Below are 25638 nucleotides of genomic sequence, written 5' to 3' on the forward strand. Positions count from 1 at the left end.
GGAGGTCCTTTTCGATGATGCGAAGACGCTGGCCATGGCTTCTGGGACTCGGCGCCCTCACGGGCGCCTGCACGGGGCTCATTGGGGAGCCCCTGGACGGGGAGGGCGGATCCACGCCCACGTCCTTCGTCTGTGATCCGGACGCGGTGCCGGAAGCGCTGCCGCTGCGGCGGCTCAGCCACCTGCAATACCGCAATACCGTGTCGGATCTGGTGCGGTTCGCGGTGCCGTCCGCGGCCGCGGAGATCCTCGGCGGGGCCGAGCCGCTCTTCGCGCAGCTCCCGGACGATGCGCGCGTGGGCCCGGACAAGCATTACGCGGGCTTCACGCGCCTCGATCAGGCCCTGCAGCAGCAGCACGTGGACGGCGCGTACCGCGTCGCCGGCGAGATCGGCAAGGCGCTCACGGGCTCGCCCGCGCGGCTCGCGGAGCTCGCGGGCGCCTGCGCGACGGACGCCGATCCGGCGAACGACGACGCCTGCCTCGACGGCATGATCCGCCGCTTCGGCGAGCGCGCCTTGCGCAGGCCCGTGACGGACGAGGACGTGGCCTTTTATCGAGGCCCGGCCGGCGCGGCGCCCTTCGACGCGGCCGATTACGCCGACGTCGTCGCGCTGCTCCTGAATGCGCCGCACCTGATGTATTTCGTCGAGCACGGACAGGACGGCAGCGATTCGACGGCGCCGCTCGACGCCTACGAGCTCGCCTCGCGCCTCTCGTACCATTTCTGGCAGACGCTCCCCGACGAGCCGCTCTTCGAGGCGGCGCGAACCGGCGCGCTGCTCACCGAAGCCGGCTACGAGGCCGAGGTCGAGCGGATCTTCAAGGACCCGCGCACCCAAGCCGCCATGGGCGAGCTCTTCGGGCAATGGCTCGACAACACCACGCTGGAGGAGCTCGACGCGCGCGTGGGCACGCCGCTCTTCGACGCGTTCACCGCGGGCTATACGCCCGGGCCCGATCTGCGGGAGCACATGCTCGCCGAGGTGACGGACGCGGCGCTGTATTACACGTTCGAGGAGCCCGGCACGTTCCGCGATTTGCTCCTGAGCCGCAAATCGTTCGCCCGCACCGAGGACCTCGCGAGCCTTTATCACGTGCCGGTGTGGTCCGGGAGCGGCGAGCCCCCGGAGTTCACCGAGCCGGAGCGCGCCGGGCTCCTGACCCGCGCGGCGTTTTTGGCCACGGGCTCAGCGAACACGCGTCCCATCATGAAGGGCGTGTTCATTCGCAAGGCGCTGCTCTGCGACGAGATCCCGCCGCCGCCGCCGAACGCCGCGGCGAACCCGCCGCAGCTCAGCGAGAGCCTGTCCACGCGGGAGGTCGTCGAGGAGCTCACGGGACAAGGCGCGTGCGCCGGTTGCCACAAGGTCGTCATCAATCCGCTCGGCTTCGCGACGGAAAACTTCGATTCCCTCGGCCGCGTCCGCACCGAGCAGCCGCTCTTCGATCCCGCCACGGGCGAGGTCGTGGCGACGGCCAGCGTGGACACGGCCGTCGTGCCGCGCGTGGAGAGCGGCGACGAGAGGGGCGCGAAAAACGCCGAGGATCTGATGAACCTCATCGCCGCGAGCTCCAAGCCTTATGCATGTTTCGCCCGGCAATACTTCCGGTTCACCTTCGGCCGACTGGAGGACCTGAATCGTGACGCCTGCGCGCTCGAAGACGTGAAGCTCGCCCTCGACGAGGGCAAACCCATGGCGGACGTCCTCCGCGCCATCGCGCGGAGCCAGGCATTCCGCATGCGCTCGTTCGTGGATTGATGCGGTGTGAATGCGGCCCGGAAACTGGAGAATGACATGAAGAAGCTCAACCGACGCATGTGGCTCCGAGGCGCGGCGGGGTTCACGCTGGCGATCCCGTTCCTCCCCTCGCTCTTCGGCAATGACAAGGTGGCGTACGCCGCCGGCGGCCCGAAGCGCTTCGTCGCGCTCGCGACGCAACACGGCGGCGTCTGGCAGCCGCGGATGTACCCGAACGAGTCGACGCTCACGCAAACGGTGTCGTACGCGGGGCACGACGTCCGGCGCGGCGCGCTCGCGCTCGAGGCCGGCAATGGCGTGGCCTCGCTCTCCCCGGTCCTCTCGGGGGATTCCGCGAAGCTCACGAGCACGCTCGTGCAGAAGATGAACGTGCTGCGCGGGCTCGACGTCACGTTTTATCTGGCGCACCACCGCGGCGGCCACCTCGGCAATTACGCGGACAACGACGGCAACGGCGCCGATGGGCAGGCCATCTGGGAGAAGAAGCGGCAGACGATCGATCAGATCCTCGCCTGGTCGAGCAAGTTCTACCCGGATCTCGCCTCGATCCGCGAGCGCTCGATCGTCGTCGGCAGCGGCGGGATGTCGCATGGGTGGTCGAATCCCGGCAATCAGACGGGCGACATCCAGAAGCTCGCCCCGGAGAACGACTCGCTCGCGCTCTTCAACAAGATCTTCGTGCCCCCGCAGGATCCGGGCGAGACGCGCCCGCCGATCGTCGACCGCGTGCTCGAGGATTACAAGCGCCTGCGGGACGGCAGCCGCCGCCTCTCCTCGAAGGACAAGCAGCGGCTCGACGATCACATGGACCGCGTGAACGAGCTCGAGCGCAAGCTCAACGTGAGCGCGTCCTGCGGCGACATCCAGACGCCCGCGAGCTCGTCGATCGACGAGTGGGGCTCGTCGTTCTCGGTCGATCCCGAGGCGCAGAAGCGGTTCTGGCAGCTCATGAACGACGTCATCGTGGCCGCGTTCGCCTGCGACACCTGCCGCATCGTGACGATGAACATCGGCGACCATTTCTCGAATTACGTCGGCGACTGGCACCAGGACGTGGCGCACCAGGCGAACGTGAGCGCCGAGCGGCACGAGTACAATTTCCAGTCGCACCGGCGCTTCTTCGAGGACGTCTACCTCGACCTCGTCTCGAAGCTCGACGCCTTGCAGGACCCGAGCGGCGGCTCCGTGCTCGACCATTCCCTCGTGCAATGGTCGCAGGAGTCGGGCTGCGTCACGCACGATCCCATCGAGATGTGCGTGGTCACGGCCGGCAGCGCCGACGGGTTCTTCTCGACGGGCAATTATTGCGATTATCGCAATCTGCAAAAACCGGCGAGCAAGGCGGACGGGTCGAACCTCGTCGATTCCCACATCGGCCTCATCTACAACCAGTGGCTCGGGAACGTGCTACAGTCGATGGGCCTTTCGCCCTCCGACTACGAGACGGATGGGTACGGCGGTTACGGCCTCCTCCAGCTCTCGACCGAGGGCTGGTTCGGCGGGTACAACAAGTACACGAGCGCCGAGCTCGGCGTGATGAGCGAGATGCTCCCCTTCCTGAAGGCATGAACGAAAAGACGCACCTCCCGCTCGATCCGGAGCTCGCCACCGAGCGGGAGGCGCCCGTCGATCCCGAGACGGGCGAGCCGCTCGATTGCACGCGTTGCGGTGCCTGCTGCGAGGCAGGGCCGGGGAACATCCCCCTCACGGAGGAGGACCTCGTCCTGTGGCGCCGGGCGGGCAGGCACGATCTCGCCGATCGCGTGGACGAGGGCCATTTCGGCATGATGGCGTTCCCCACGACGCACGAGGGCGCCTGCATCTACCTCACGCGCCCCGAGGGCCGGAGCATCTGCTCGATATACGAAGGCCGCGCGAGCACGTGCCGCGAGTTCCAGGCGGGATCGTGGCAATGTTTGGAGTTCCGTCGGGACGCTCGGAGGAAAGGGCGGCTGCGGTAAAGGCTTGCCTTGTCGTCCCCGCCGGGGCTACCGTCGTTCCCGCGCGACGTAAAGCGCTTCACCAGGAACGCGGGTAGTGCCCTCCACGTCACCCTTCCCGATCCCCGTTTCTGCCCTCAAGCCCGTCGCTTGTGGCTCGACGCTCTGGCGTAGCGGCGGCGTCCTGCGCGCCACGATCTTCCTCAAGCTCACCGTCTCCCTCACGCACGAGCGCACGGCCTGGCCGACCACGGCCATCGACCTCGTCCGCGAGGAGAAGAACCGCGACAAGAGCCCGGCTTCGAGCGTCGCCGAGGCCGCCGAGACCGCGCCGTACCTGCCCTCGGCGGGCGTCATCCTCTCGGGGCACGCGTACGCCCCGGGAGGACGGCCCGTCCCCGCGCTCTCCGCGCGCCTCGCGATCTTCCGCGAGCGGGGCCTGCTCGACAAAACCATCCACGTCTTCGGCGATCGCGCCGCGAACGCGCCCCAGTCGCCTCGGCCCTTCGATCGCATGCCGCTCATCTACGAGCGCGCGGGTCAGACCGACGACAACCCGGTCGGCGTGCCCGCGAGCGCGCCCACGTTGCCGAACCTCATCGATCCCCGGGGGCCCACGCGCACCGCGGGCTTCGGCCCGTATGGGCGGTACTGGCCCCATCGACGGCGCTTGCTCGGGAACGTCGACCGAAAGCGGCTCGACGGCGTCGTCGCCGACATCCCCGACAACTTCGACTTCCGCTGGTTCAACCCCGCGCCGCCCGACCAGCAGATCGAGTTCCTCCGCGGCGAGGAGTGGATCGTCCTCGACGGCATGCACCCGAGCCTGCCGCGGGTGCAGTCGCGTCTGCCGCTCGTCCGCGCCAAGGCGTGCACGTTCCTCGTCGGCCCGGGCGGTCCGGGGCAGGGGCGCGTGATCGACCTCACGGCGGATCTCCTGGTCATCGACGCCGATCGGCTCGTCGCGTCCATCGTCTTCCGGGGCAACTTTGCCTTCGACCGGCTGGAGACCGTGCCGCAGCTCCGCGCCTTCGCGGACGTGGAGCTGCCGGGCAACCCGATTCGCTGGCCGGACGCGGCCGAGGTGATGCGCGCGCCGGCGCCCGGGCCGGTCGTGCCCGCGGCGGCGCCGGCTCCGTCGGCCGACATCTTCACGACGCTGCCGGTCCGCGACGAGAAATCAGCCTCGAAGGCGGTGCTCCCGTTCCAGCCGCGTCCCCCGGGCGCGCCGACGGTGCTGCCGCCGAACTCGCCGCCGCCGCCGCCGCGGCCGCGTGTCGATCTCGACGACGATCCGCTGATGCACACGCAGGCGATCGATCCGGCCGATCCGCCGTCCCGCCCGGCGATGCCCTTCATGAACGCGTCGCCGGGCGCCGCCGCGCAAGCCCGCGCCGCGCTGGGCATTCCGCCGGCCGCGCCGCCGCCGCGGCCGATCCGTCGGGACGATGACGACGACGCGACACGCGCGATCGACCTGGCGGAGCTCGAAGCGAAGCGGGCCGCGGCGACGCCTTTCGAGAAGGGTGGGGGGGATCGAGCGCCGGGGAGCGTGCGTCCGTCGCCGCCGGCGACCGTGCCGGGGCCGCCGCCGATGGTGCAAGCGCCGCCTTTGAGGGTGCCGACGCCTTCGGCGGGCATGCCAGCGCCGCCTGCGTTCGTGCCGGCGCCGCCCGCGGTCGTGTCTCCGCCGCTTGCGGTCCTGTCGGCGCCGCCAGCGGTCGTGTCGCCACCTGCAGCGGTCGTGTCGCCACCTGCAGCGGTCGTGTCTCCACCTGCAGCGGTCGTGTCTCCACCTGCAGCGGTCGTGTCGCCGCCTGCAGCGGTCGTGTCTCCACCTGCAGCGGTCGTGTCTCCGCCGCTTGTGGTCCTGTCGGCGCCGCCAGCGGTCGTGTCTCCACCTGCAGCGGTCGTGTCGCCACCTGCAGCGGTCGTGTCTCCAGCTACAGCGGTCGTGTCTCCAGCTACAGCGGTCGTGTCTCCAGCTACAGCGGTCGTGTCTCCAGCTACAGCGGTCGTGCCCCCACCTGCAGCGGTCGCGCCGCCACCACCCGAAGTCGCGCCAGCGCCCCCCGCTCCCGCGGCGCCCGAGGAGACCGGCATCCGCGCCACCGTTCTCGCGCGCCTCCGCGCCGGCGAGCGCAACCCGCTCCACGGCCTCACCGTCGCCGGCGCCGACCTCTCGAACCTCGACCTCAAAGGCGCAAACCTCTCCGGCCACGACCTCGGCGGCGCCAACCTCAGCGGCGTGAACCTCGAAGGCGCCCGCCTCTCCGGCACCCGCCTCGTCGACGCCGACCTCGAAGGCGCCGACCTCCGCAGCGCCGACCTCAAAGGCGCCGACCTCTCCCGCGCCCACCTCGGAAAAGCCCGCCTCGACGGCGCCACCATCGAGCAAGCCATCTTCGCCTCCGTCCGCGGCAGCGGCGCGAGCTTCGACGGCTGCCGCGGACGCGCGCCCGTCTTCGCCCGCGGCACCTGGGACGGCGCGACCTTCCGCGCCCTCGACGCCCTCAGCGCCGACTTCACCGGCGCCTCCCTCGAAGCCGCCATCTTCGAACGCGCAGTGCTGCCCGAAATCAAGCTCGTCGACGCCCACGGCAAGGGCGCGAGCTTCGAAGGCGCCCGGCTCGATCAAGCCCACGCCGAAGGCGCGGCCCTCACCGACACGAACTTCCACGAGATCGACGCCAAGGGCTCGACCTGGGAGAACGCCGCACTCGCCGGCTCGTCGTTCGAAGGCGCGCGCCTCGACGGCGCCGTGCTCACGCGCGCCACCTGCGAGGGCGCCAAGTTTTTGCGGGCGAACCTGAAGGGCGCGAACCTCGGCCGCATCCAGGCCGACCGCGCGAACCTCGACGGCGCCACCCTCGACGGCGCCGACCTGCGCCAAGCCCGCATGCACGAGGCCCGCTTCGAAGGCGCGAACCTGCAGAACGTGATCGCCGGCCGCGCCGATCTCTCACGCTCGCACTTCGTGTCCGCCGATCTTACGAACGCAAACCTACGCGCGGCGCTGCTCGCCGGGTCGAACCTCGCAAAAGCCAAGCTCGACAGCGCCGACCTGCGTGATGCGGACCTCCGTCGTTGCACCCTGAGCGGCGCCTCGCGGAGCGGCACGAAGCTGATGGGAGCCAACATCCGCGACGCCGTCGATGAATGAGCCGTTCGGCCCTGCCGAGGATTCGCCCACGGAGCGCAAATCCAGGTACAGTGCTCGGCCATGAGCGGAGGCCGTGGTGAAGCCCTGAGCGCGAGCGCGTGCCGCGACGAGGCCACGCTCCGCTCCTTCATCGAGACGCGAATCAGCCCGAACGCGTGGCCCATCCACTCGCCCGCGCTCCGCCGCCGCATCCTCGAAGAGGGCATCGACCTGGAAGCCGCCCGGCGCTTCACCATGGATCTCGACGCGATGGAGCGTCTGATCCGCGCGTTCGAGGCCCGCTCGTGCCGCATCGAGCGCCTGCTCGGAATCAACAACGCCTTCCACCGGACGCTGCACAACGACGAGGTGCTCCTGCGCCTCCTCCTGCTCGAATGGCCCGAGACGGCCCCTTTGCCCGACGAGGTGAAGGAAGCGTCGATGCGCGTCTATCCAAACGTCGACGCCATCGCAGCCGTGCTCTGCGACGCGCTGGGACGGATGCTCGAGGCAGGCACGCCCGCGTCGGTGCTCGCGCGGGATCTCCTCGCAGCCCTCGGGCACGACTACGGCCACTCCGGCGGCACCGATCGCATGCGCCCAGACGGCGTGCCCGCGCCGCTGACGCACGAGGATACCGCCGAGAAGTACGTCGCGCCGATCGGGCTCGAGTTCGGCATGCCGACAGCACTCGTGCTGGAGAGCATGGCCGGCATCCGCGCGACAACATTTTTCGTGCGTCCCGGTCGTCCACGCATCCAAGCCGTGACCGAGTTCGAGCGGCGGTTGACGCTCGCCGACGTGATGGGCTGCGTCCTGCCGCCACACCTCTGGCTGACGCACGTAGGCGCGCCCGTGCTCGTGGAGAAGATGCCGATCTGGCGGCGGCGGCTCGTGCAGATCCCAGGCGAGCTCGGGGCCATCGAGGCACGTCTCGCCGTGCTCTCGGACGACGATCCAACCCGCGCGGCGATCCTGGCCGAGCGCGAGGCGCTACTCCTCGAGGACTCGCGCATCGTGAAGCACGTCGAGGAGTGGTTCCGCAGCGAGCGCGGCTTCTTCCTGTTCATCGAGTCGAGCCGACTCGGCGTGGTGCCACGCGCGCGCGACCTCTGGGGCGGCCTCCTGCGCAGCAAAATCGAGCTGATGGAACGCGTGCTCGCTCAGAAGGAAATCCTCGCACCACTCGCCGCGCAAGGCTTCCCCCTGCTCGGTCAGTACGCCGAGGAGCTCGCGAACGCCGAATCCTTGGAGAGCGTCATCGCTCGCGGCACGCTCGATCCAGGTCTCTGCCAGGTTCTACGGATGTTCTTGCCCTGAGAGGGGAGGGGAGCGGAGCGGGGCGTTGCCCCGTACCCCAGCAGGGGGCTGTCCGCCCCCTGCACCCCGGACCAGGCACGGCCTGGACCGAGGGCCGAGAAACTGCGCGATGCGCAGTTTCTCGGACGGGCCCGTGGCAAGACCACGGACGACGTTGCCGATCGAAACGTCAGCGTTGCGGTCCTGGTGGGCGCCTTGATCTGGCCTGTTCGATGAACTGCGCATCGCGCAGTTCATCGACCCCGGGTCCAGCGCTTGCGCTGGTCCGGGTCCAGGGGTGGACAACCCCTGGTCGGGTCCGGGGTGAAACCCCGGCGCCACGCCGCCGCCTCAGAAGATCGTCAGCTTCCAGGGCGACGTTGCCGGATCGTAGCCGAGGGCGAACGTGCGGAGCTTGTACGCGTCGTAGCGTGCTTTCTCCTCGGAGACTGCGGTCGTCACGATGCCTGCGGCTTGTGGCTGACCGAGTGCCTGATCGATGGCGGCCACGCGGTCGCCGGACGTCACGATGTCGTCGACGTACACTACGGCTTCGTTTGGCATGGGCCTGCCGATGATGATCAGGTTCTGCGCGAGCTCGTGCGCGGGATCCTCCTCGTAGCTGAAGCGCGGGCGCATCGCGTCTTTGTGCACCACGCAGGGGCGCACCTTGCCGAAGCCGAGACGTTCGAGCTCGAGTGCGAGGTCGCGGCTTGGCCATCGGTCTGTCGTGCGGTTGCCGCGCACCACGTTTGCGGCGGGGATCGGCACGAGTGCGATGTTTGGCTTCGTGATGCCGAGGGCTGTGCGCACGTCGCGCTCGTGTACGGCCACGATGTCGGCGACGTAGGCGTAGGCGGCGCTTGGCGTCTCCAGGCGCATCATGTTTCGGCCTGGGTGCAGCGGGTGCTGGATGGAGCTTGGGATGGGCTCTTTGCGCTGGTTCGTCACGAGGTAGACGAGCCCGCGCATCGGGTTCGCGTTCAGCCCGGCCAGGGGAGATCCCAGCTTGTAGTACGAGCCGACGGCGTACCCGGGGATCCGTCTCAAGACGCCGTCCCTCGTTTCATACCCAAGCGCGACCTTAGCGCGCTCCGTCGCACTTCTGCTACCCCCATAGCATTCGTGGGGGGCCGCGCGTGGGGCTCCTCTCTCGACGGCCGGAACGCTCCCTGGGAGCATGATATAGCGTTCACAACGAAACGAGGCGCGATCACGTGAGCCGGACTGCATCCAGAAAGCGGCGCAAGGGAGGAGCCCTGGGCGTGTTCGTCGTGGCGCTCATCGGCGGCGTCGGGGCGCTCTTGCATGCGTGCAGGGCCGATCGATGGCTCGACGACCTGGCTACGGGCACGGATGAGGGCAAGAGCCGCCCGCGCTCCACGACGACGGCGACGGGCGCGCCTTCTGCGCCTGGCCCGAAGGGCGGCCCGGCGCGTGGGGGGGGTGGCAAGCCTGCGGATGCGAGCGTCCACCTCGCGCTTGGCATCCCGACGGATGACGATCCTTCGGACGATCACCTGATGCGCAAGCCGCAGTACGCGCTCTCGTACAATGCGGACCAGAACGTCGCGAACTGGGTGAGCTGGCAGATCGACGCGAGCTGGTTCGGCGATGCGCCGCGGCACAAGGGGAAGTTCATGACGGATCCGGAGCTGCCGTCGGGCATCTACCGGGTCACGCACGACGACTACACGGGCTCGGGGTACGACCGGGGCCACATGGTGCGCTCGGAGGAGCGGACGCGCTCGCCCGAGGACAACAAGGTCACCTTCCTGATGACGAACATCCTGCCGCAGTACCACGACCTCAATGCGGGCCCGTGGCTTCGGCTGGAGGAGCACTGCGAGAACCTCGGCCGAAAGCAGGGCAAGCAGCTCTTCGTGATGGCGGGCGGCATCCTCAAGCGGGGCAAGAAGGCCACGAAGACCATCGGCAAGGGCGTCGCCGTGCCCGACACGTTCTTCAAGATCGTCGTCGTGCTCGACCCGCGCGAGGGGCCTGGGGACGTGACGGAGTCGACGCCGGTCATCGCGGTCCTGATGCCGAACAAGGAGGGCATCATGGACGAGGGCTGGGAGAAGTACCGGACGACCGTGGACGAGATCGAGCGGCGGACGGGGTACGACTTCCTCACGGCCGTGGACGAGGACGTCCAGGCGGAGATCGAGGCGAAGAAGGGGGACTAGGTCTCCACGAGCTTCGTCGTGACGCCGAGCCACACGCCCGAGGGGTGCCGGCCGAGGACGAAGGCCTCGATGTCGACCTTTCCTGCGCGGTAGACGCGCAGGTCCGAGAGCTCGCGCTGGAGCAGGTCGACGAGGGCTCGGAACTGGCCTGCGGAGTCGTCGTCGCCCTCGACGAGGCCTTCGAAGAACGAGGCCACGGTCGTCTGCTCGACCGGCGTCTCCGGGGGCAGGCCCCGCGCCTGCAGCACTGCTGCCGGCGATGGCTCCTCCTCGCCGAAGCGGTAGGCCTCGATCGGGAAGTCCGACTCGCTCGGGAACAGGAGGCCGGCCGCGGCCTCCTCGATGGACTGCATCAGCGGTTCGACTCTCTGGCCCAGCATCCTTCGGCTCCTCCGTGTCCGGCGCATTCGAGCCATGCGGGGTCGACCGCGTCAAGACGGCCCCCCGCGCGTCCACAAACCTTTTCGGCGGCACGTGCGTCTACGAGGCCACCCCATGCGCTCGTCCCGCCGCACGTTCGCCTCCTTCGGCCTCTTCGCTGCCTTGCTCGCCGCACCCGCTGCTGCCGCCGCCGCGCCTGCGCGGAGCGGCGCCGTCGCCCTCGATCGCGATGCCCTCGTCGCGTACGTCGCCGACGCCGACAACGAAGCGCTCCACCGCGTCGATCTCGTGAGCGGCTCGGTCGCGACGACGCCGCTCGGCTGCGCGCCTGCCGAGGTCCTCGTGCTCGCCGAGGATCGCGTCGCCGTGAGCTTGCGCGGCTGCAACGAGGTGCGTGTCCTCGACGTCGACGCGGCAGGCGAGGGGACCGTCGCTGCGCGTGCGGTCGTCCCGGCCGAACCCTGGAGCCTCGCCGCCGGCCCGCGCGGCGCGTTGCTCGTCACCTCCGCTTACGGCCGCGCCCTCACCGCGCTCGATGGCGAGTCCCTCGCGACGCGCTTCTCTTTGCGCCTCCCGCGTGAACCTCGCGGCATCACCGTCACGCCCGATGGCCGCCGCGCGTTCGTCACGCATGCCGCCGGCGACGCCCTCTCCGTCGTGGACCTCGACGGCGGCGACGCGGGCGAAGCGCCCGTCGTCCGCGTCGTGCGCGCGCTCGGCGGCGGCTACCGGAACCGCGTCGATGCGATGGTCGGAGCGAACACCCTGCACCCGACCTCGTCCCTCGCGTACGTCGCGGTCCTGAACGAGAGCGGCACGCGCCTCTTCGTCCCGCATCTCGTCGTGCAGAACGGCGAGAGCACGACGCGTGTCGTCGCGGGCGGCTACGGCGGCGTCTCGATCGAGGAAGACACCTCGGTCCCGACCGTCGCCGTCCTCGATGTCGCGCGCGAACGCACGCTCGGCGTGGACGGCGGCGCCGCGCAGAAGAACTTCGTCAACATCGCGGCGAACGCCTTCTCGGCGAGCGCCGTCGCGCCGGCGGGCTCATCCGCGCGACAAGCGCGCGCCGCGGCGGTGCTCGGCGATGCGCTGCTCGTCGTCTCGCATGGCACGGGCGAGCTCGTCGAGCTCGACGCGCGCTCGCTCGATCCGGCGCTCGCTCCGCGGCGCGCCTTCCACGTGGGCGAAGGACCCTCCGGCGTCGACGTCGATCCCCGCACGGCGATCGCGGTCGTGTGGAACCAGCGCTCGCACGACCTCTCCGTCGTGAGCCTCGCGTCGGGCGCCGTGGACACGTTGCCCGTCGCGACGGACCCGCTCCGCGAAGACCTCGCGCGTGGCCGGCGCCTCTTCCACGCCGAGGGTGATCGCCGCATCTCGCGCGACGGCCGCGCCTGCGCGAGCTGCCACCCCGAGGGGCGCGACGACGGCATCGTGTGGCGGCTCGGCGACGGCCCCCGACAAACCCTCGCGCTCGCGGGCCGTGTCGAGCGTGGACCCTACGGCTGGCACGGCATGCACGCGAAGCTCGAGGACAACATCGCCGAGACGCTCACGCGCCTCGGCGGATCGGGCTTGCCGGCCGACGACCTCGCCGCGCTCGCGAACTACCTCCGCGAAGGGCTCTTCGTGCCGCGCCGCGAGGCGAAGGACCCCGGCGAGGAGGCGCTCGTCACGCGCGGGCGTGACCTCTACACCTCGGAAAAACTCGGCTGCAACGGTTGCCACGGGCTCGACCAGGGGACGAGTGATCACGTCGTGCACGACGTCGGCTCGCGCGCGAAGGACGAGTCCCGCGCTGCGTTCCGCACGCCGCCGCTCGCCATGCTCGAAGGCTCCGCGCCCTACTTCCACGACGGCCGTTACCCGACGCTCGAAGCCCTGCTCGACGACAACCTCGATCGCATGGGCCAGACGAGCCACCTCACCACCGAAGACCGCGCCGCCCTGCTCGCCTTCCTGAGGACCCTGTGAAGACGTACGCCCTGCCCCTGCTCGCCGCGTTCCTGTTGTCCGGCTCCGTGGAGACCACGTCCGAGGCCGCCACCGCGATCGCGCCCGAAGCCGCTGCCGCGCCCGCTTCCGCGCCCGAAGCCGCTGCCGCGCCCGCTTCCGCGCCCGCTCCCGCCTCCGAGCCGCCCGAGCTGCCGGCGGAGATGCGTATCATCCTCGGCAAACGCGCGGGCCAGAAGATCACCATCACCGTGGTTCGTCCGCGCCACGTCGTCACCCTGGTTCAAGGGGACAAACGGGTCCTCGGCTCGAACGAGGTGTCCCTCGCCGTCAATCCTGCGGAGGCCATGACCTGGGAGACGACCGATCGCCAGACGCTGGAGACGCTCCGCGGCGAGGCGTTCGTCGACATCCGGGAGGACGGGCGCCTCGACGCGGGCACGCTCCGGCCCACCGCGCTCCTCGCGGCCGTCGCGGAGGAGGCCGAGGGCCGCCACGCTTGCAAGGCGTTCGAGGGGACGAACGCCGGCTTCTCCGTGGTTTGTCGTGTCGAGTCCCTCACCGTCGCTGCCGCGCGCACCTTCGGCGATGCCCCGCTCGATCGCATCCAGAACGTCACCGCCGGCGAGCACACGTTCTTCCGCATGGAGCTCGATCCCGGCGCGGACGGCGTCGACGCCACGGTCCTCGGTTACTCGGCCGGCGCGCGTGGACACGTCGTTCGTGCCGAGGCGAGCCGGCTCCCCGGCGAGGCGCGATCCTCGCTCGCGCTCCTCTCCGAGTCGCGGATGCAGCCCGTCCCCCTGCCGCGCCGCATCCCGCATCACCACCGTCATCGGCCGTTCGATCCCTTCGATTGATCCCTGTGCGCGCATCACGCAAGCTCCGCTCGATGCGCCACGCCCTGCTCCTCGCGCCCCTTCTCGCCGCCGCGTGCAGCGCCGCGCCCTCGCCCACCTCGGACCCCACGACGGTCGCCGAGCCTGCCACCGTCCTCGTCCCCGTCGCCGTGCAGCCTGCGGCGACGGCCTCCGCCGAGGCCCCGGCGCCGGAGCTCGTGGCGCGTGGAAATCTCGAGTGGGCCATCTTCGGCGACACGCCCACCGTCGCGTGGGCGCCCGACAACGTCCGCCTCGCCATCGCCAACCAGGTCAACTACCTCAACGTGCCCGCGCCGCCCGGCGAGGCCGGCATCGACGTCGTGCATGCGGAGACGGGCCTGCGCGCGCGTGTCCACAACGGCCCCGGCTACCACCCCGTTTGGCTCGGCGAAGGGGATCAGATCGCCTTCGGTTGCTCGACCTACGAGTGCGACGAGGCGGGCCAGGGCATTTACATCCTCGACCTCGGCAGACACGCTCGGCGCGCGCTCGCGCACGGCGCCTACCACACGCGGGCCGCGAAGGACGGCGGCGTGATCTTCTTCTCGGGCTTCCCCGAGTACGAGGGCTGGATGAGCTGGGATCTGCGCAGCGCCAAGCCGAAGCGCATCGCCGGCCCGGAAGACTCGTGGAAGCCGCCGACCGCGCCGCTCGTCGATCAGTGCCCCTCGAAGGTCGGCGACCGACGTGTCGAGCAGCGCGGCGATCAGGTCTTCGTGATCGACGCCGCGACCGGCAGCCGCCACGCCATCGTCACCGCGGAGCCCTGGAACCTCGCGTGGCCCGGGGATCGTGGCGCCATCCAGCCGTGTTTGTCCCCGGACGGCAGGTTCGTCGTGTACTTCTCCCAGCGCGGCGGTTCGGGCCTCGTCGGCGTGCGCAAGCTCGACGCACCTTGAGCCGATCGACCGCGAGAAGAGCGGCCGCGTTCCTCCTGCTCGTCCTCCTGCCGCTCGCGACCTCGCCGCTCACCGTCGACCTCCGGCCGCAGAAGGCCCTCGTCCTCGCGCTCGCGCTGCCGTTCTGCGCGTGGGGCGCGCCTTCGCTCGTCGCGATGCTCGCGCTCGCGCTGGGCCTCGTGGCGCTGCTCGTTTGGCCTGCCGCACCTTGGGAGATCCTCGCCGTCGCTTCCGCACCAACGGTGTTTGGCGCGCTCTCGGAGCTCCTCTCCGAGGATCGCGCGTTCGTCTTTCGCCTCGCGCGCCGCGTCGTCCTCGCCGCGAGCGCGCTCGCCCTCGCGGGTGTGATCGGCCTCGTTCCCTTCGAGACGGGCGCCTTCCGCCTCCCATACCCCGTCCTCGTCGGCACGTTCGGCAACCCGAACCATCTCGCGGCCTTCCTGCTGCTCGTGCTCCCGCTCTGCGCCGCGGATCGCGCCTCCGCCGCGCGCAGCGCCGACCGGATCGAAGCCACGAGCGCCCTGATCCTTGGTGCCGCAACCATCCTCCTCTGCCGCTCGCACCTCGCCGCGCTCACGCTCGCTGCGGAGGTCCTCCTGCTCGTCCCGCGTGCCGCGCTCGCCGCGCCCCTCGCGGCCCTCGCGCTCGTCCCGATCGCCTTCACCTCCGAAGGGTTCGTCCGCGCCCTCGAAGGCCGCCTCTACCTCCTCGTCGTCCATGCGCGGGGTCTGTCCGCGCAAACCTTGCTCCTCGGCATCGGCCCCGACGTGATCGCCTCGCGCTTCCTCGACTGGCAATCCGATCACCTCGCCGCGCACCCCGACGCCGCGCGGTTCTGGACCTTCCCTGAGCACCCGCACGACGACGTCGCTGCGCTCGTCCTCGCCTTCGGCCTCCTCCCCGCGGCGCTCGCGCTCCTCCTCGCGCGAAAACGCCTCCGCCTCGTACCCGTTTTGCCCCGCGCCGAGCTTCGTGCTGCGTGGTTCGCCTTCGCCCTGCTCGCGCTCGGTGCCGGGCTCTCGGCCTCGCCGGCGACCTGGATCGCGGCGCTCCTCGTGCTCGCGTGCACCTTCCGCCCGCGCGCCGCCTCGCCTGCATCCTGGAACCTCGCGCGCGCGGGCCTCGCGTGTGCGCTCGCGTGGGCCCTCGTGGCCTTCGCGCAGCTCCTCTCGGCCTACCACCACCGCGAGGCGCTCCGCCTGGCGCCGGCCCCCGGCGCGCTCCGCCACACCCGCGCCGCCCTTGTGTTTCCCTTCGATCGAGGCCGTCTCCTTCATCTTGAAGGCCGCCTCCTCCTCGAAGCCGGTCGCCCGCGCGAGGCTGCGGACGAACTTCGACAAGCCGCGCGCGTCTTGCCGCACCCGATCGTCTGGAAGGCCCTCGCCGTCGCCGAGCGCGCCGCGGGCAGGCCGGACGCGGCCCTCGCCGCCGCGCGCGCGTGGCTCCACTACCGCCCGGGGGATCCCGAAGCGAAAGCCGTGATCGAAGGCCGCTGACGAGGTTTTACTTCTTGGAACCGAACGACGTGTCGACGAGCAGCCCCTCGGGGATCGGATCACCCGTCAGCGTCTCCAGGAACGCGACGATGTCGTCGATCTCCTGCGGCGTGAGGTTCAGCGGCACCATGAGCGGATCCTTCGAGCCCGCGAAATCCTTGTCGGCGCCGCCCACGTTGTAGAACTCCACGACCTCGCGCAACGTCGCGAGGTGCCCCGTGTGCATGAACGGCCCCGTCTTCGCCACCGAGCGCAGGCCCTTCGTGCGGAACGCGCCGAGCAGCTTCTCGTCCTTCGTCACGCCCTTGCTGCGGTCGATGCTCGGGTCGTCGTTGTAGATGCCCTTCGTGCTGAAATCCCAGCCGAAGTAGACGTCGAGCGCCTGGAACCGCCCCGGATCGCCGCCCATGTCCGGCGGGAGCACGTGCTCGCCGATCTGCGGCACGCCCGTCACGTGGAAGTCGTTGTCGCTGAACGTCGGGCCCTCATGGCACGCGACGCACGCCGCCTTCCCCACGAAGAGCCCGAGCCCACGCTTGGCGCTCTCGCTGATCGCCGACACGTCTCCGGCCACGTACCGATCGAACGGCGCATTCCCGCTCTGGAGCAGCCGGAGGTACGCCGCGAGCGCCTTGCCGAAGTTCGCGTAGCCGCGGTTGATCACGGCGCGGTCTTCCTCCGGCATGCTCTTCCACACGTCGGGCGCGACCGTCGGCGACGCGATCATCGGGAAACGCGCCGCGTCCGGGTGCATCGGATCGAGCGCCGGATCGAGGTCGGGATCGAAGAGCTCGTCGTACGCCGCGCGGTAGTCCGGCTGCTGGTAGAGGAAGTGCACGATGCCCGAGCGATCCGTGCCCATGACGAACTCGGCCGGGACGAGGCACTTGCCCCAGAGGTTGTCGTTGTAGCCGACCCAGCCGAACCAGTCCGTGTACGTCGCCACGTTCACGAGCGTCGGCGCGTTGCGGATGAACCAGTCGATCGCGATCGACGTGTTCGCCGGCTTCGAGCGCGTGTCGACGAACCAGTCCGTCTTGATGTGGCAACTCTCGCACGAGACCTTGCCCGTCTCGCCCACGTCCCCGAGATCGTTCGCGACCTTGATCGGCCCGGCATAACCCTTCTCGTAGAAGAGCCGTTGCCCGAGCTCCGCCGCCTTGGGGTTGTCCGCGAAGGCGTTCGTCGTGTCCGCCTCGAGCGGCGGCAGCGGCGAGAGCTTCTGGATCTCCGCCCATTCTTCCGGCGTGAAATGTCCGTCGACGAGCTCCCCGCTCTCGTCACCGCAGCCTCCCAGGGCCGCCGCCGCCGCCACGCAGAACCAAAGCACTCTTCGCGCTCGCATGGAAACCTCCTCGCACGCGCGCTCCGCGCTCCCCCCTCGTGCCCGCGCATCGTAACGAACGCGGCGAGGCGGGGATAGCGGTTCGTCGCGCGCGCGGGCCGGTTTGGCGAGGTTCCCTAGCGGTAGCCTTCTGCTTGCAGCGCGAACATCCGTGCGTACCGCCCGTCCTGCGCGACGAGCTCGGCGTGTGTCCCTTCCTCGATCACGCGGCCCCCGTCGATCACGAGGATCCGATCCGCCATGCGCACCGTGGGGAAGCGGTGCGACACGACGAACGTCGTGCGACCCTCGGCGAGCTTGCGGAACCGCTCGAAGACCGCGTGCTCCGCCTCGGCGTCGAGCGCGGCCGTGGGCTCGTCGAGCACGAGCACGTCGGCCTCTTCGCGCATGAACGCCCGCGCGAGCGCGACCTTCTGCCACTGCCCGCCGCTGAGCTCCGTCCCGTCCTTGAACCACCGTCCGAGCTGCGTATCGAGCCCACTCGGCAGCGTCGAGAGCACCTCCTCGGCGCCGCCGCGCGTGATCGCCCGCGACAGCCGCGCCGCGTCGTCCATGTGCGGCGTGCTCCCGAAGCCAACGTTCTCCCGCGCCGTGAGCTGATACCGGTTGTAGTCCTGGAACACGACGCCGATGCGTCGCCGGAGCGCGTCGAGATCCCAGTCCACGAGATCCTTCCCGTCGAGCAGGATGCGCCCTTCGGTGGGCGCGTAGAGCCGCGTGAGCAGCTTGATCAGCGTCGTCTTGCCCGCGCCGTTGTGCCCGACGAGCGCCACGCTCTGTCCGCGCGGCACGAACAGATCGAGCTTCGCGAGCGCGAGCTTCTCCTGCCCCGGATACCGGAAGCTCACGCCCTCGAAGCGGATGCCCCGCTCGCGCCCCGCCTCGTCGTCGGCCTCGTTTTTCGCCACGTCGGGCAGCGCGATCTTCGGCGCGCTCGCCCCGTCGTTCGTGGGGATCGCGAGGTACGAGAACAGGTTCGACATGTACAGGTTGTGCTCGTACATGCCGCCGAGCGACGACAGGATCGACTGGAACGCCTGCTGGCCCTGGCGGAACGAGATGCCGTAGAGCACGAGGTCGCCGAGCGTGAGATCGCCGCTCGCCGCGCCGAGCGCCATCGACGCGTAGCAGGCGTAAAACGCGCCCGTGCCGAGCAGCGACAAACCCCAGCCGAGGCCCGCGCGTTGCACCGCGAGCGCTCGATCCTCGCGGTAGAACTTCTCCCCGAGGGCACGGTACCGATCGAGCAGGAGCGGTCCGATCCCGAAGAGTTTTACCTCCTTCGCGTGCGCGTCGTTCGCGAGGACGTACTCCAGGTAGTTGAGCTTGCGCGCCTCGGGCGAACGCCAGTTGCGCAGCCGGAACGCGAGGTTGCCGAGCTTTACCTCCGCGATCGCCCCAGGCAGCGACGCGAGCGCGAGCGCGAGCACCGCGAACCCGCTCCACCGGAAGAGGAGCGCCCCGTACCCCGCGAGCGTCACCAGGCTCTGCACGATCCCGAACGTCTCGGTCACCATCGCGAGCGGCCTCGACGAGGCCTCGCGCCGCGCACGCGTGAGCTGATCGTAAACCTGAGGCTCCTCGAAATGCCGGAGCTCCAGCGTGAGCGCCTTCTCGAGGATCGCCCCGTTGATGTCGAGCCCGAGCCGCGCCCCGATGAGCGAGCGGAGCAGCCCCATCCCGCGCTGCACGAGCGCGAGCGCCGCCACGAGCGCGAGCTCGATGAGCACCCAGCGCAGCGTCGCCTCGCGGGAATGCGCGGCCACCGCGTCCACGATCGCCTTGCCCGCGTACGCGACGCCGAGCGGCAGCACTGCGGCCGCGAGGGTCAACACGAAGAGCGTGATCGCGGCGAGCTTGGCCGACCGGAACAGGAGCAGGAGCGTGCGCGGCGTATGCTCGAAGCTCCCGCGCAGGCGGACGAGGAGGTTCGGCTTTGGATTCGGCTCGGCCATCGCCGTCGCATTGTTGCGCGCCCCTCGCCAAACCGCCCGTACGGTTCCTTGCGCGGTCGTGCGGGCGGGAGGGAGCACATCCCGGCAGTTGACGTCGGGGGGCCGTCATGGTCATGCTGGCGACCAGCGCTGGGATCGTTCGCTCGGCCCCCGCGCCGCTTGCTTTTTTACGACACGACGAGACGCCGAGGCGAAAACGATGCGTGGACGCTGGCACAGGTTGGGGTTCGCCCTCGTGGCGGTGGTGTGTACGTCGTCCTGCGCGACGGGCTCGGTCGACGAGTCCTCGGGTGGCAGCGAGAGCAGCGGCTCCGGCGGATCCGGCGGCGCGGGCGGTAGCGCCGGGGAGGGCGGCGCGGGCGGCGTGAGCGTCGGCGGGCACGGCGGCGACGGCGGCATGGGCGGCGCGGGCGGCGACGGGGCCGCGGGCAGCACGTCGAGCGCGAGCAGCGGCTCCGGCGCGGGCGGCAATCCGAATTGCGGCAATGGCATGCTCGATCCGGGCGAGCAATGCGACGGCTCGGATTTCGGCGGCAAGACCTGCGCGAGCATCGGCCTCGGATCGGGCGACCTCCTCTGCAACCAGTTCTGCGGCATCGTCGCGAGCGGCTGCGTCCCCAAGGAGCTCTGCGGCGATTACAAGGACAACGATCTCGACGGCCTCACGGATTGCGCCGACGACGCCTGCTTCATGGCAGCCGTCTGCCTCGACGCGTGCTTCGCGCCGAAATCGCTCATCGTCCCCGGTTTCTTCAACGGCGACTCGTCGGGCCGGCCGAACCTCGAATCCGCCTCCTGCTCGCCCGTGAGCGGCCCCGAGTCCATCTTCGAGGTCGTGATCCCGTGGGACGGCACGTTCGTGGCCACCGTGAATAGCTGGTCCAGCGATTTCAGCGTCTCGCTCCGCACCACGTGCAACGATCCCGCGAGCGAGATCGCCTGCAGCAACGACGGCAACCCCGACGGCGGCAAGGGCGACAGGGTCTCGCTCGAGGTTGTCCAGGGCCAGAAGTTCTACGTCGTCGTCGACGGCGCCGCGGGCGACTCGGGCTTCTTCGATATCAGCGTGGACATGCCCCAGCCCGAGGGCTTCTGCAGCGATTTCTGGGACGACGACCTGGACGGGTACATCGATTGTGACGACGTCACGCAGTGCCAGGCGTCCTTCGAGTGCCAGCCGGGCGCCACCTTGCTCGGTAAGCCTTGCTTCCAGTCCTCCGATTGCGCGGCGAACGCGAACGATCCGGCCTGCCTCCAGGCCTGGCAAGGGTTTCCTGACGGGTATTGCACCGAGTGGTGTGACCTCGAGACGCAGGACTGTCCCGGCGACGGCTACTGCGCCGATCTCGGCTTCGGCGGCGTGCATGGCATCTGCCTCGACGGCTGCGTGACCGACGCCGATTGCCGCGTCGGGTATGCCTGCAAGGACGAGGGCCATCCGACGAAGGTTTGCCGCCAGGGGCCCGAGGCGAACTGCACGAACAACCAGGACGACGACAACAATCAGCTCATCGATTGCGAGGATCCGGGCTGCCAGGCCACGGCGGCTTGCAAGCCCGGCTCGAAGTCCGCCGGCCTGCCGTGCACGAAGTCGAACGAGTGTTACGCCGGGCAGAACGATCCCCTCTGCCTCTCGCAGGACTGGTTCGGATATCCGGGCGGCTACTGCACCGAATACTGCAATTTCGCGGACGATTGCGCCCCCGGCTCGATCTGCTCGAGCTGGCTCTTCTTCCCGAGCGGCGCCGGCACCTGCATGCGCACCTGCCAGACCGACGCGCAATGCCGCCCGGGGTACACCTGCATCGACCTTGGCTTGAGCGACAAGATCTGCATAACTTTTTGACTCAGGAGCTCGACATGCTCGAACGAATGCGTCTCTTCGACACGGCCCCTCGGCGCGTCGCCCTCGCGGCGCTCTCCGTCGCGCTCCTCGCGCCCCTCGTGCCCCTCGCGTGCGCGGCGAACGGCGGCGGCACGGTGTTCGACGGCGAGGGCGGCAATGGAGCGAGCGGCGGCAATCTGGGCCAGGGCGGCGCCGGCCAAGGCGGCACGGGCATGGGCGGCGACGACCTCGGGTTCGACGCCGGAAACCAGGGCGGCGCAGGCGGCGAGGGTGGCATCATCAACTGCGATCCCAAGGGCACGGAGGACGACGTCGACGGCGACGGCTTCACCGAGACCGAGGGCGATTGCAACGATTGCGACAAGAACCGCAACCCGAACGCCGTCGAGGTGCCGACCGAGCCCGGCAAGGAAGCGTTCGACGAGAATTGCAACGGCGAAATCGACGAGGTGGTGGTCTCTCTCTGCGACGACGGGCTCGCCGTCGACAGCATGGAGCCGCTCGACGGCGTCCGCGCCGTCGACCTTTGCAAGATGTCGTCGGGGTTCGCCGATTGGGGCGTGGTCTCGGCGCAATGGACCATGGCGGACGGCTCGCCGCCCCCGCTCGGGAGCGAGGTGAACTTCCACCTCGGCCACGGCCTGCTCACCGGGTTCGGCCCGAACATCACGACCCGCAAGGGCAGCCGCGTGCTCGCGCTCTCCAGCGGCACCGCCCGCCAGCCCACCGATCCCGGCTATCAATCGGTCAGCGGCTTCAACAAGGACTACATCGGCAGCCACCCGCAGGGCTTCCCCAAGGAGTCGCCCGCGTGCCCCGGCACGAGCAGCGGCATCCCGTACGACGTCGCCGGGCTCGAGGTCGTCGTCCGCGTGCCCTCGAACGCCTATGGCTTCTCGTTCGACTTCAACTTCTACACGTACGAGTGGCCGAACTACATCTGCAGCGAGTACAACGACTTCTTCGTCGCGTTGCTCACGCCGATCCCGCCCGGCCAGAACGACGGCAACGTCTCCTTCGATAGCCAGGGCAACCCCGTCAGCGTCAACAACTCGCTCCTCGAGGTCTGCGGTTGTCCGGAAAACCCGCCGGGCCCGTGCTTCGCGGGCGGCAAGACCTTCAACTGCAGCCTCGGCAACATCGATCTCATCGGCACCGGCTTCGGCTTCGACGGCGAAGACGGATTGGACCACGCGTCGACCGGCTGGCTGAAGACCCAGGCCCCCGTCAAGCCCGGCGACCAGGTCACGATCCGATTCGCCGTCTACGACTCCGGCGACGGCTCCCTCGACACGACGACCCTCGTCGACAACTGGCAGTGGATCGCGAAGCCCGGCACGACCGTCGGGACGGCGCCCATCCCCAAGTAAAACGAGAGACGAACCGGAGGCGCAGGTTGGGCCTCCCACGCGACGGTCGTTCGCGCTACCATCCCCGGTCGATGTCCTTGTCCCCGGCCGAGACCTTCGACCGATACGTCATCGAGGAGCGCCTCGGGGAGGGTGCTGCCGGCGAGGTCTACCGCGCGCTGGACACGCGCCTCCGCCGCAAAGTTGCACTCAAGGTGTTGCGACGGGACCCCGAGATGGAGTCCGAAGCTTGGGACCGCAACGTTGCGCGGATGCTGCGCGAGGCGCGCTCCGCCGCCTCTCTCACGCACCCGAACATCGTCGCCATCTACGACGTCGGCGAGCACGAGGGCGTCCCGTTCATCGCGATGGAGCTCGTCGACGGCAAGACGCTGCGATCGTCGATCGGCCGCGACATCCCGCAAGGCGAGCGCATCGAGATCCTCCTCCAGGTCGCGCTCGCGCTCGCCGCCGCGCACGCCGTGGGCGTCGTGCACCGCGACGTCAAGCCCGAGAACGTCATGGTCCGCGAGGACGGCGTGGCGAAGGTGCTCGATTTCGGCATCGCACGAAGGCTGCCCGGCGCGGTCACGAGCACGCAGGACAGCGGCGTCTCGCGTCTGTCGCGGCTCACCGGCGACGGCAGCATCGTCGGCACGCCCGCGTACATGGCCCCCGAGCAGCTCCTCGGCCATGAAATCGACGCCCGGGCCGATCAGTTCTCGTGGGGCGTCATGGCGTTCGAATTGCTCGCGGGCCGGCTGCCTTTCCGCACGGACGGCGGAGGCCTCGGGCTCGTGACGTCGATCCTGAACGACGAGCCACGCCCGCTCGAAGGCGCGCCGGAGGAGCTCGCCACGATCGTCCGTCGCGCGCTCGCGAAAGCGCCGGACGAGCGATTCCCTTCGATGGAGGATCTCGCCGAGGCCGTCGCGGGCGTCGTGGCCTCGGCGCTCCCGCCGGCGCCGCCGATGCGCAAGAAGATGTTGTCGTCGGGGATCCGGCTCGTCTACGCGCAGGCCCCGGAGGCCGCCGCGCCCGCGCCCGAGCCTCCGCCGGCGGCGAGGACGAACCCCATTTTGATCGTCGGCGCCGCGGCGCTCGCCGTGGGCCTCTTCATCGGCGGCGTGCTCTTCCTGCTCCAGCGCAGCCAGGACACGGCGCCCGCGACCGCGCCCGCCGCCGCGCCCGCGCCCCCCGGCGCGGCGACGAACGCGCCCTCGGGCCGCTGATTCAGGGTTTTTTCGTCCCGCTCGCCTTGGCCTTCTCGGCCTCCGGCGCCTTGGCCTTCTCGGCTTCGGTTGCCTTGGCCTTGTCGTCCGCCGGCTTGTTCGCCGCTTTGTCGGCGAGGTCCTTCGCGCGCCGCTTCACGAACACGTCCGGCTCCTCCTGCATCGACTGGAGCAGCTTCTTGCCGTCGGGATCTTTCTCCGCGAGGAGCTCGAGCGCCCTGCCGCGCGCCATTCCGCTGTTCGCGCGGTTCTCGAGGATCGCGCGCGCCACGGCGAGCGCCCGCTTCTTTTGCGCGTCCGACGCCCCGGCTTGCCGGTGCAGGTAAAACAGCGCCGACGCCATCTGCGTCGACTTGATCGTCCCGTCCTTCGCGCGCTTCTCGATCTTGTCGAGCAGCGGATCCCACTCCGTTTTGCACCCGCCGCCTTGCGGGTAGAACGCGCAGAGATACGCCGCCTCGCCCGACACGTCGTCGGCCGCGTCGTCGACGAACCCGAGCCACATCTTGCACGAATCCGCGGCGCGGCTCGGCGGCGTCCCCGTCCAGAACGCCGACATCGCGGCCTTGCGTACGACCGCGTCCTTGTCGTTCGTCGCGATGTCCTTCACGAACTCGTAGAGCGTCTCGCCGTTCGAGAACAGCATCCGCGCGAGCAGGCTCGTGCGCATCTGCTGGACGGCGTGGCCTTTCGCCATCGTCTTGATCCGATCGCCGAGCCCGGTGTCCGCGTGTTTGATCCCGCCGACGACCCCGCCGAGCTCCTGCGCCACGGTCTTGCTCGTCTCGCCCTCGGCCACCACGACGATCCGTTCGGCGAGCGCCTTGTCGTTGCGGAACGTCCTTCCGCGCTGCGAGAGCGCGCGGCCGCCGAGCCAGCGCACCTGCTCGTTCGGGTCCTCCAGAAAACTCACGAACGTCGCGTCGGCTTTCCCGTCGCGGATGAGCTCGCTCTCGATGAGCGTCTTCATCTCGGGGCACATCGAGTCGAACCCGTACGAGCCCCACTTGCAGCCGAGCGCTTTCTTCGCGAGCTCGACCACGGCGGCGTCGTTGCCGGCGGCCTCGATCCCCTTCGCGCTCGGCTTCGCCTCCGTGGGCGCCGCCGATCCGGCCGGATCCGGCCCCGACGAGCCTTTGCTGCACCCGAGCCCGAGCCCTGCGAGGAGCACGATCGCCGCGATCGCGCGCATTCGAACCAGTTTCATGCCCCCTCCTTACCGCATTTTCGGTGGAGCGGGGGCAAACGCGCGTCAGGCCGCGGCCACCTTCTGTGCGACCTGCTTCGGCCGGCGGATCGGGGGCAGCTCCTTCGTGAGCAGGGCCGAACCGATCGCGAAGCCCGCGAGCGACAGACGCAGCCGGAGCGCGTCCACGAGCCCTTCGCGATGCAGAGCGCTCACGGTCTTGCGCACGTCGCCGCGGCGCACCTTGATCGCGAGCGAGAGCGTCTCGAGGTCCATGGTGCGGCCCTCGGTCTGGGCCTCGGCGAGGGCACGGAGGATGTAGGGCGCGATGTCCTTGGGCGTCATCATGATGCTCGCACCCTACCTCCTGTGCTGAACGTGTGCACAGTTTGTGGAGATGATTTTTTGTTCAGGCCTGAACGGTGTCCCACGTCACCAACCCTGAACCTCCGTCCCATGTTGCGTGACGCGGGGGGAGGTCATTCCGTGATATCCTCGGCCCTCCCTTTTCGCGAGCGCCCTTTTTTGGGGCTCTTGCACACTGGAGGACTTCGCATGAAATCGAATCGCTTGTGGGGACCGAAGCTCGCCGCATTCTCGTTTCTGGCGCTGACCGGTCTCGTGGCTTGTGGAGGCGATGGCGACGGGTCCGGGGGATCGGGCGCGAACGGCGGATCCGGGGGCCAGGCGGGCGCGGGCGGGCAGGGCGGCGAGGGCGGCGCGGGCGGCTCCGGCGGGATGGGCGGCGAGGGCGGCGCGGGCGGCGCGGGCGGGATGGG

20 protein-coding genes are annotated in these 25638 nt (G+C 69.8%); 14 read left to right on the plus strand and 6 right to left on the minus strand.

Going from position 1 to position 25638, the window contains the following annotated elements:
* The first annotated feature begins 14 nt into the window (after window positions 1-14).
* From QHF84_RS26745 to QHF84_RS26765, 5 genes are all read left to right on the plus strand, one after another.
* Complete coding sequence (locus tag QHF84_RS26745; RefSeq protein WP_281316259.1) at window positions 15-1763, plus strand: DUF1588 domain-containing protein; 1749 nt, start codon at window positions 15-17, stop codon at window positions 1761-1763.
* Between the two features lie 36 nt (window positions 1764-1799).
* Complete coding sequence (locus QHF84_RS26750; RefSeq protein WP_281316260.1) at window positions 1800-3332, plus strand: DUF1552 domain-containing protein; 1533 nt, start codon at window positions 1800-1802, stop codon at window positions 3330-3332.
* The gene (locus tag QHF84_RS26755; RefSeq protein WP_281316261.1) at window positions 3329-3724 is read left to right on the plus strand and encodes a YkgJ family cysteine cluster protein; all 396 of its coding nucleotides are present in this window, start codon (window positions 3329-3331) and stop codon (window positions 3722-3724) included. Before QHF84_RS26750 ends, QHF84_RS26755 begins: the two co-directional genes overlap by 4 nt.
* Window positions 3725-3800: 76 nt before the next feature.
* The gene (locus QHF84_RS26760) at window positions 3801-6866 is read left to right on the plus strand and encodes a pentapeptide repeat-containing protein (RefSeq protein ID WP_281316262.1); all 3066 of its coding nucleotides are present in this window, start codon (window positions 3801-3803) and stop codon (window positions 6864-6866) included.
* Between the two features lie 60 nt (window positions 6867-6926).
* Window positions 6927-8165 (plus strand): hypothetical protein, encoded by a 1239-nt coding sequence (locus QHF84_RS26765; RefSeq protein WP_281316263.1) that lies wholly within the window; start codon window positions 6927-6929, stop codon window positions 8163-8165.
* Window positions 8166-8495: 330 nt separating this feature from the next.
* On the opposite strand, the gene QHF84_RS26770 is transcribed toward QHF84_RS26765, so the two are convergent.
* Window positions 8496-9194 carry a hypothetical protein gene (locus tag QHF84_RS26770; RefSeq protein WP_281316264.1) on the minus strand — a complete coding sequence of 233 codons (699 nt, stop codon included), beginning with the start codon at window positions 9192-9194 and terminating at the stop codon, window positions 8496-8498.
* A 167-nt stretch (window positions 9195-9361) separates the two neighbouring features.
* Between QHF84_RS26770 and QHF84_RS26775 the strand changes: the two genes are divergently transcribed.
* Complete coding sequence (locus tag QHF84_RS26775) at window positions 9362-10333, plus strand: DNA/RNA non-specific endonuclease (RefSeq protein ID WP_281316265.1); 972 nt, start codon at window positions 9362-9364, stop codon at window positions 10331-10333.
* Here the strand turns inward: QHF84_RS26775 and QHF84_RS26780 are convergent.
* On the minus strand, window positions 10330-10713 hold the full coding sequence (locus tag QHF84_RS26780) for a nuclease A inhibitor family protein (protein WP_281316266.1): 384 nt from the start codon (window positions 10711-10713) through the stop codon (window positions 10330-10332). The two genes, QHF84_RS26775 and QHF84_RS26780, sit on opposite strands and share 4 nt — an antisense overlap.
* Before the next feature lie 115 nt (window positions 10714-10828).
* Here QHF84_RS26780 and QHF84_RS26785 point away from each other — a divergent pair, with 115 nt between their 5' ends.
* From QHF84_RS26785 to QHF84_RS26800, 4 genes are read left to right on the plus strand one after another with little or no spacing between them, the layout of a single operon-like run.
* Window positions 10829-12691 carry a hypothetical protein gene (locus QHF84_RS26785; protein ID WP_281316267.1) on the plus strand — a complete coding sequence of 621 codons (1863 nt, stop codon included), beginning with the start codon at window positions 10829-10831 and terminating at the stop codon, window positions 12689-12691.
* Entirely contained in the window at window positions 12688-13530 is an 843-nt protein-coding gene (locus QHF84_RS26790; RefSeq protein ID WP_281316268.1) for a hypothetical protein, read from the plus strand. Before QHF84_RS26785 ends, QHF84_RS26790 begins: the two co-directional genes overlap by 4 nt.
* A gap of 32 nt (window positions 13531-13562) precedes the next feature.
* On the plus strand, window positions 13563-14450 hold the full coding sequence (locus tag QHF84_RS26795) for a hypothetical protein (protein ID WP_281316269.1): 888 nt from the start codon (window positions 13563-13565) through the stop codon (window positions 14448-14450).
* Window positions 14447-15946 carry a hypothetical protein gene (locus QHF84_RS26800; RefSeq protein ID WP_281316270.1) on the plus strand — a complete coding sequence of 500 codons (1500 nt, stop codon included), beginning with the start codon at window positions 14447-14449 and terminating at the stop codon, window positions 15944-15946. Before QHF84_RS26795 ends, QHF84_RS26800 begins: the two co-directional genes overlap by 4 nt.
* 7 nt (window positions 15947-15953) lie before the next feature.
* Here the strand turns inward: QHF84_RS26800 and QHF84_RS26805 are convergent, their stop codons facing one another.
* Window positions 15954-17291 carry a cytochrome c peroxidase gene (locus tag QHF84_RS26805; protein ID WP_281316271.1) on the minus strand — a complete coding sequence of 446 codons (1338 nt, stop codon included), beginning with the start codon at window positions 17289-17291 and terminating at the stop codon, window positions 15954-15956.
* A 116-nt stretch (window positions 17292-17407) separates the two neighbouring features.
* Entirely contained in the window at window positions 17408-19246 is a 1839-nt protein-coding gene (locus tag QHF84_RS26810; RefSeq protein WP_281316272.1) for an ABC transporter ATP-binding protein, read from the minus strand.
* Between the two features lie 199 nt (window positions 19247-19445).
* On the opposite strand from QHF84_RS26810, the gene QHF84_RS26815 reads away from it, so the two are divergent.
* The 3 genes from QHF84_RS26815 (at window position 19446) to QHF84_RS26825 (ending at window position 23673) form a co-directional block, all read left to right on the plus strand.
* Window positions 19446-21092 carry a hypothetical protein gene (locus tag QHF84_RS26815; RefSeq protein WP_281316273.1) on the plus strand — a complete coding sequence of 549 codons (1647 nt, stop codon included), beginning with the start codon at window positions 19446-19448 and terminating at the stop codon, window positions 21090-21092.
* 14 nt (window positions 21093-21106) lie between these two features.
* The gene (locus QHF84_RS26820; protein ID WP_281316274.1) at window positions 21107-22462 is read left to right on the plus strand and encodes a choice-of-anchor L domain-containing protein; all 1356 of its coding nucleotides are present in this window, start codon (window positions 21107-21109) and stop codon (window positions 22460-22462) included.
* Window positions 22463-22533: 71 nt separating this feature from the next.
* Complete coding sequence (locus tag QHF84_RS26825; RefSeq protein WP_281316275.1) at window positions 22534-23673, plus strand: serine/threonine-protein kinase; 1140 nt, start codon at window positions 22534-22536, stop codon at window positions 23671-23673.
* A gap of 1 nt (window position 23674) precedes the next feature.
* Here the strand turns inward: QHF84_RS26825 and QHF84_RS26830 are convergent, their stop codons facing one another.
* Both QHF84_RS26830 and QHF84_RS26835 read right to left on the minus strand, forming a co-directional pair.
* On the minus strand, window positions 23675-24880 hold the full coding sequence (locus QHF84_RS26830; protein ID WP_281316276.1) for a hypothetical protein: 1206 nt from the start codon (window positions 24878-24880) through the stop codon (window positions 23675-23677).
* A 45-nt stretch (window positions 24881-24925) separates the two neighbouring features.
* Window positions 24926-25207, minus strand: coding sequence for a hypothetical protein (locus QHF84_RS26835; protein WP_281316277.1), 282 nt, complete (start codon window positions 25205-25207; stop codon window positions 24926-24928).
* Window positions 25208-25414: 207 nt separating this feature from the next.
* Here QHF84_RS26835 and QHF84_RS26840 point away from each other — a divergent pair.
* Window positions 25415-25638 (plus strand): hypothetical protein (locus tag QHF84_RS26840; RefSeq protein WP_281316278.1); only part of this gene is annotated, 224 nt, incomplete at its 3' end.

This window comes from Polyangium sp. y55x31, from assembly GCF_029946505.1.
Taxonomy (GTDB): domain Bacteria; phylum Myxococcota_A; class Polyangia; order Polyangiales; family Polyangiaceae; genus Polyangium.

Bases quoted from the DNA above. Each gene is read 5' to 3' on its own strand.
- QHF84_RS26810 (WP_281316272.1), bottom strand. From the start codon at position 19,246: ATGGCCGAGCCGAATCCAAAGCCGAACCTCCTCGTCCGCCTGCGCGGG.
- QHF84_RS26765 (WP_281316263.1), top strand. From the start codon at position 6,927: ATGAGCGGAGGCCGTGGTGAAGCCCTGAGCGCGAGCGCGTGCCGCGAC.
- QHF84_RS26750 (WP_281316260.1), top strand. From the start codon at position 1,800: ATGAAGAAGCTCAACCGACGCATGTGGCTCCGAGGCGCGGCGGGGTTC.
- QHF84_RS26745 (WP_281316259.1), top strand. From the start codon at position 15: ATGATGCGAAGACGCTGGCCATGGCTTCTGGGACTCGGCGCCCTCACG.
- QHF84_RS26830 (WP_281316276.1), bottom strand. From the start codon at position 24,880: ATGAAACTGGTTCGAATGCGCGCGATCGCGGCGATCGTGCTCCTCGCA.
- QHF84_RS26755 (WP_281316261.1), top strand. From the start codon at position 3,329: ATGAACGAAAAGACGCACCTCCCGCTCGATCCGGAGCTCGCCACCGAG.
- QHF84_RS26795 (WP_281316269.1), top strand. From the start codon at position 13,563: ATGCGCCACGCCCTGCTCCTCGCGCCCCTTCTCGCCGCCGCGTGCAGC.
- QHF84_RS26825 (WP_281316275.1), top strand. From the start codon at position 22,534: ATGTCCTTGTCCCCGGCCGAGACCTTCGACCGATACGTCATCGAGGAG.
- QHF84_RS26835 (WP_281316277.1), bottom strand. From the start codon at position 25,207: ATGATGACGCCCAAGGACATCGCGCCCTACATCCTCCGTGCCCTCGCC.
- QHF84_RS26785 (WP_281316267.1), top strand. From the start codon at position 10,829: ATGCGCTCGTCCCGCCGCACGTTCGCCTCCTTCGGCCTCTTCGCTGCC.
- QHF84_RS26780 (WP_281316266.1), bottom strand. From the start codon at position 10,713: ATGCTGGGCCAGAGAGTCGAACCGCTGATGCAGTCCATCGAGGAGGCC.
- QHF84_RS26820 (WP_281316274.1), top strand. From the start codon at position 21,107: ATGCTCGAACGAATGCGTCTCTTCGACACGGCCCCTCGGCGCGTCGCC.
- QHF84_RS26815 (WP_281316273.1), top strand. From the start codon at position 19,446: ATGCGTGGACGCTGGCACAGGTTGGGGTTCGCCCTCGTGGCGGTGGTG.
- QHF84_RS26805 (WP_281316271.1), bottom strand. From the start codon at position 17,291: ATGCGAGCGCGAAGAGTGCTTTGGTTCTGCGTGGCGGCGGCGGCGGCC.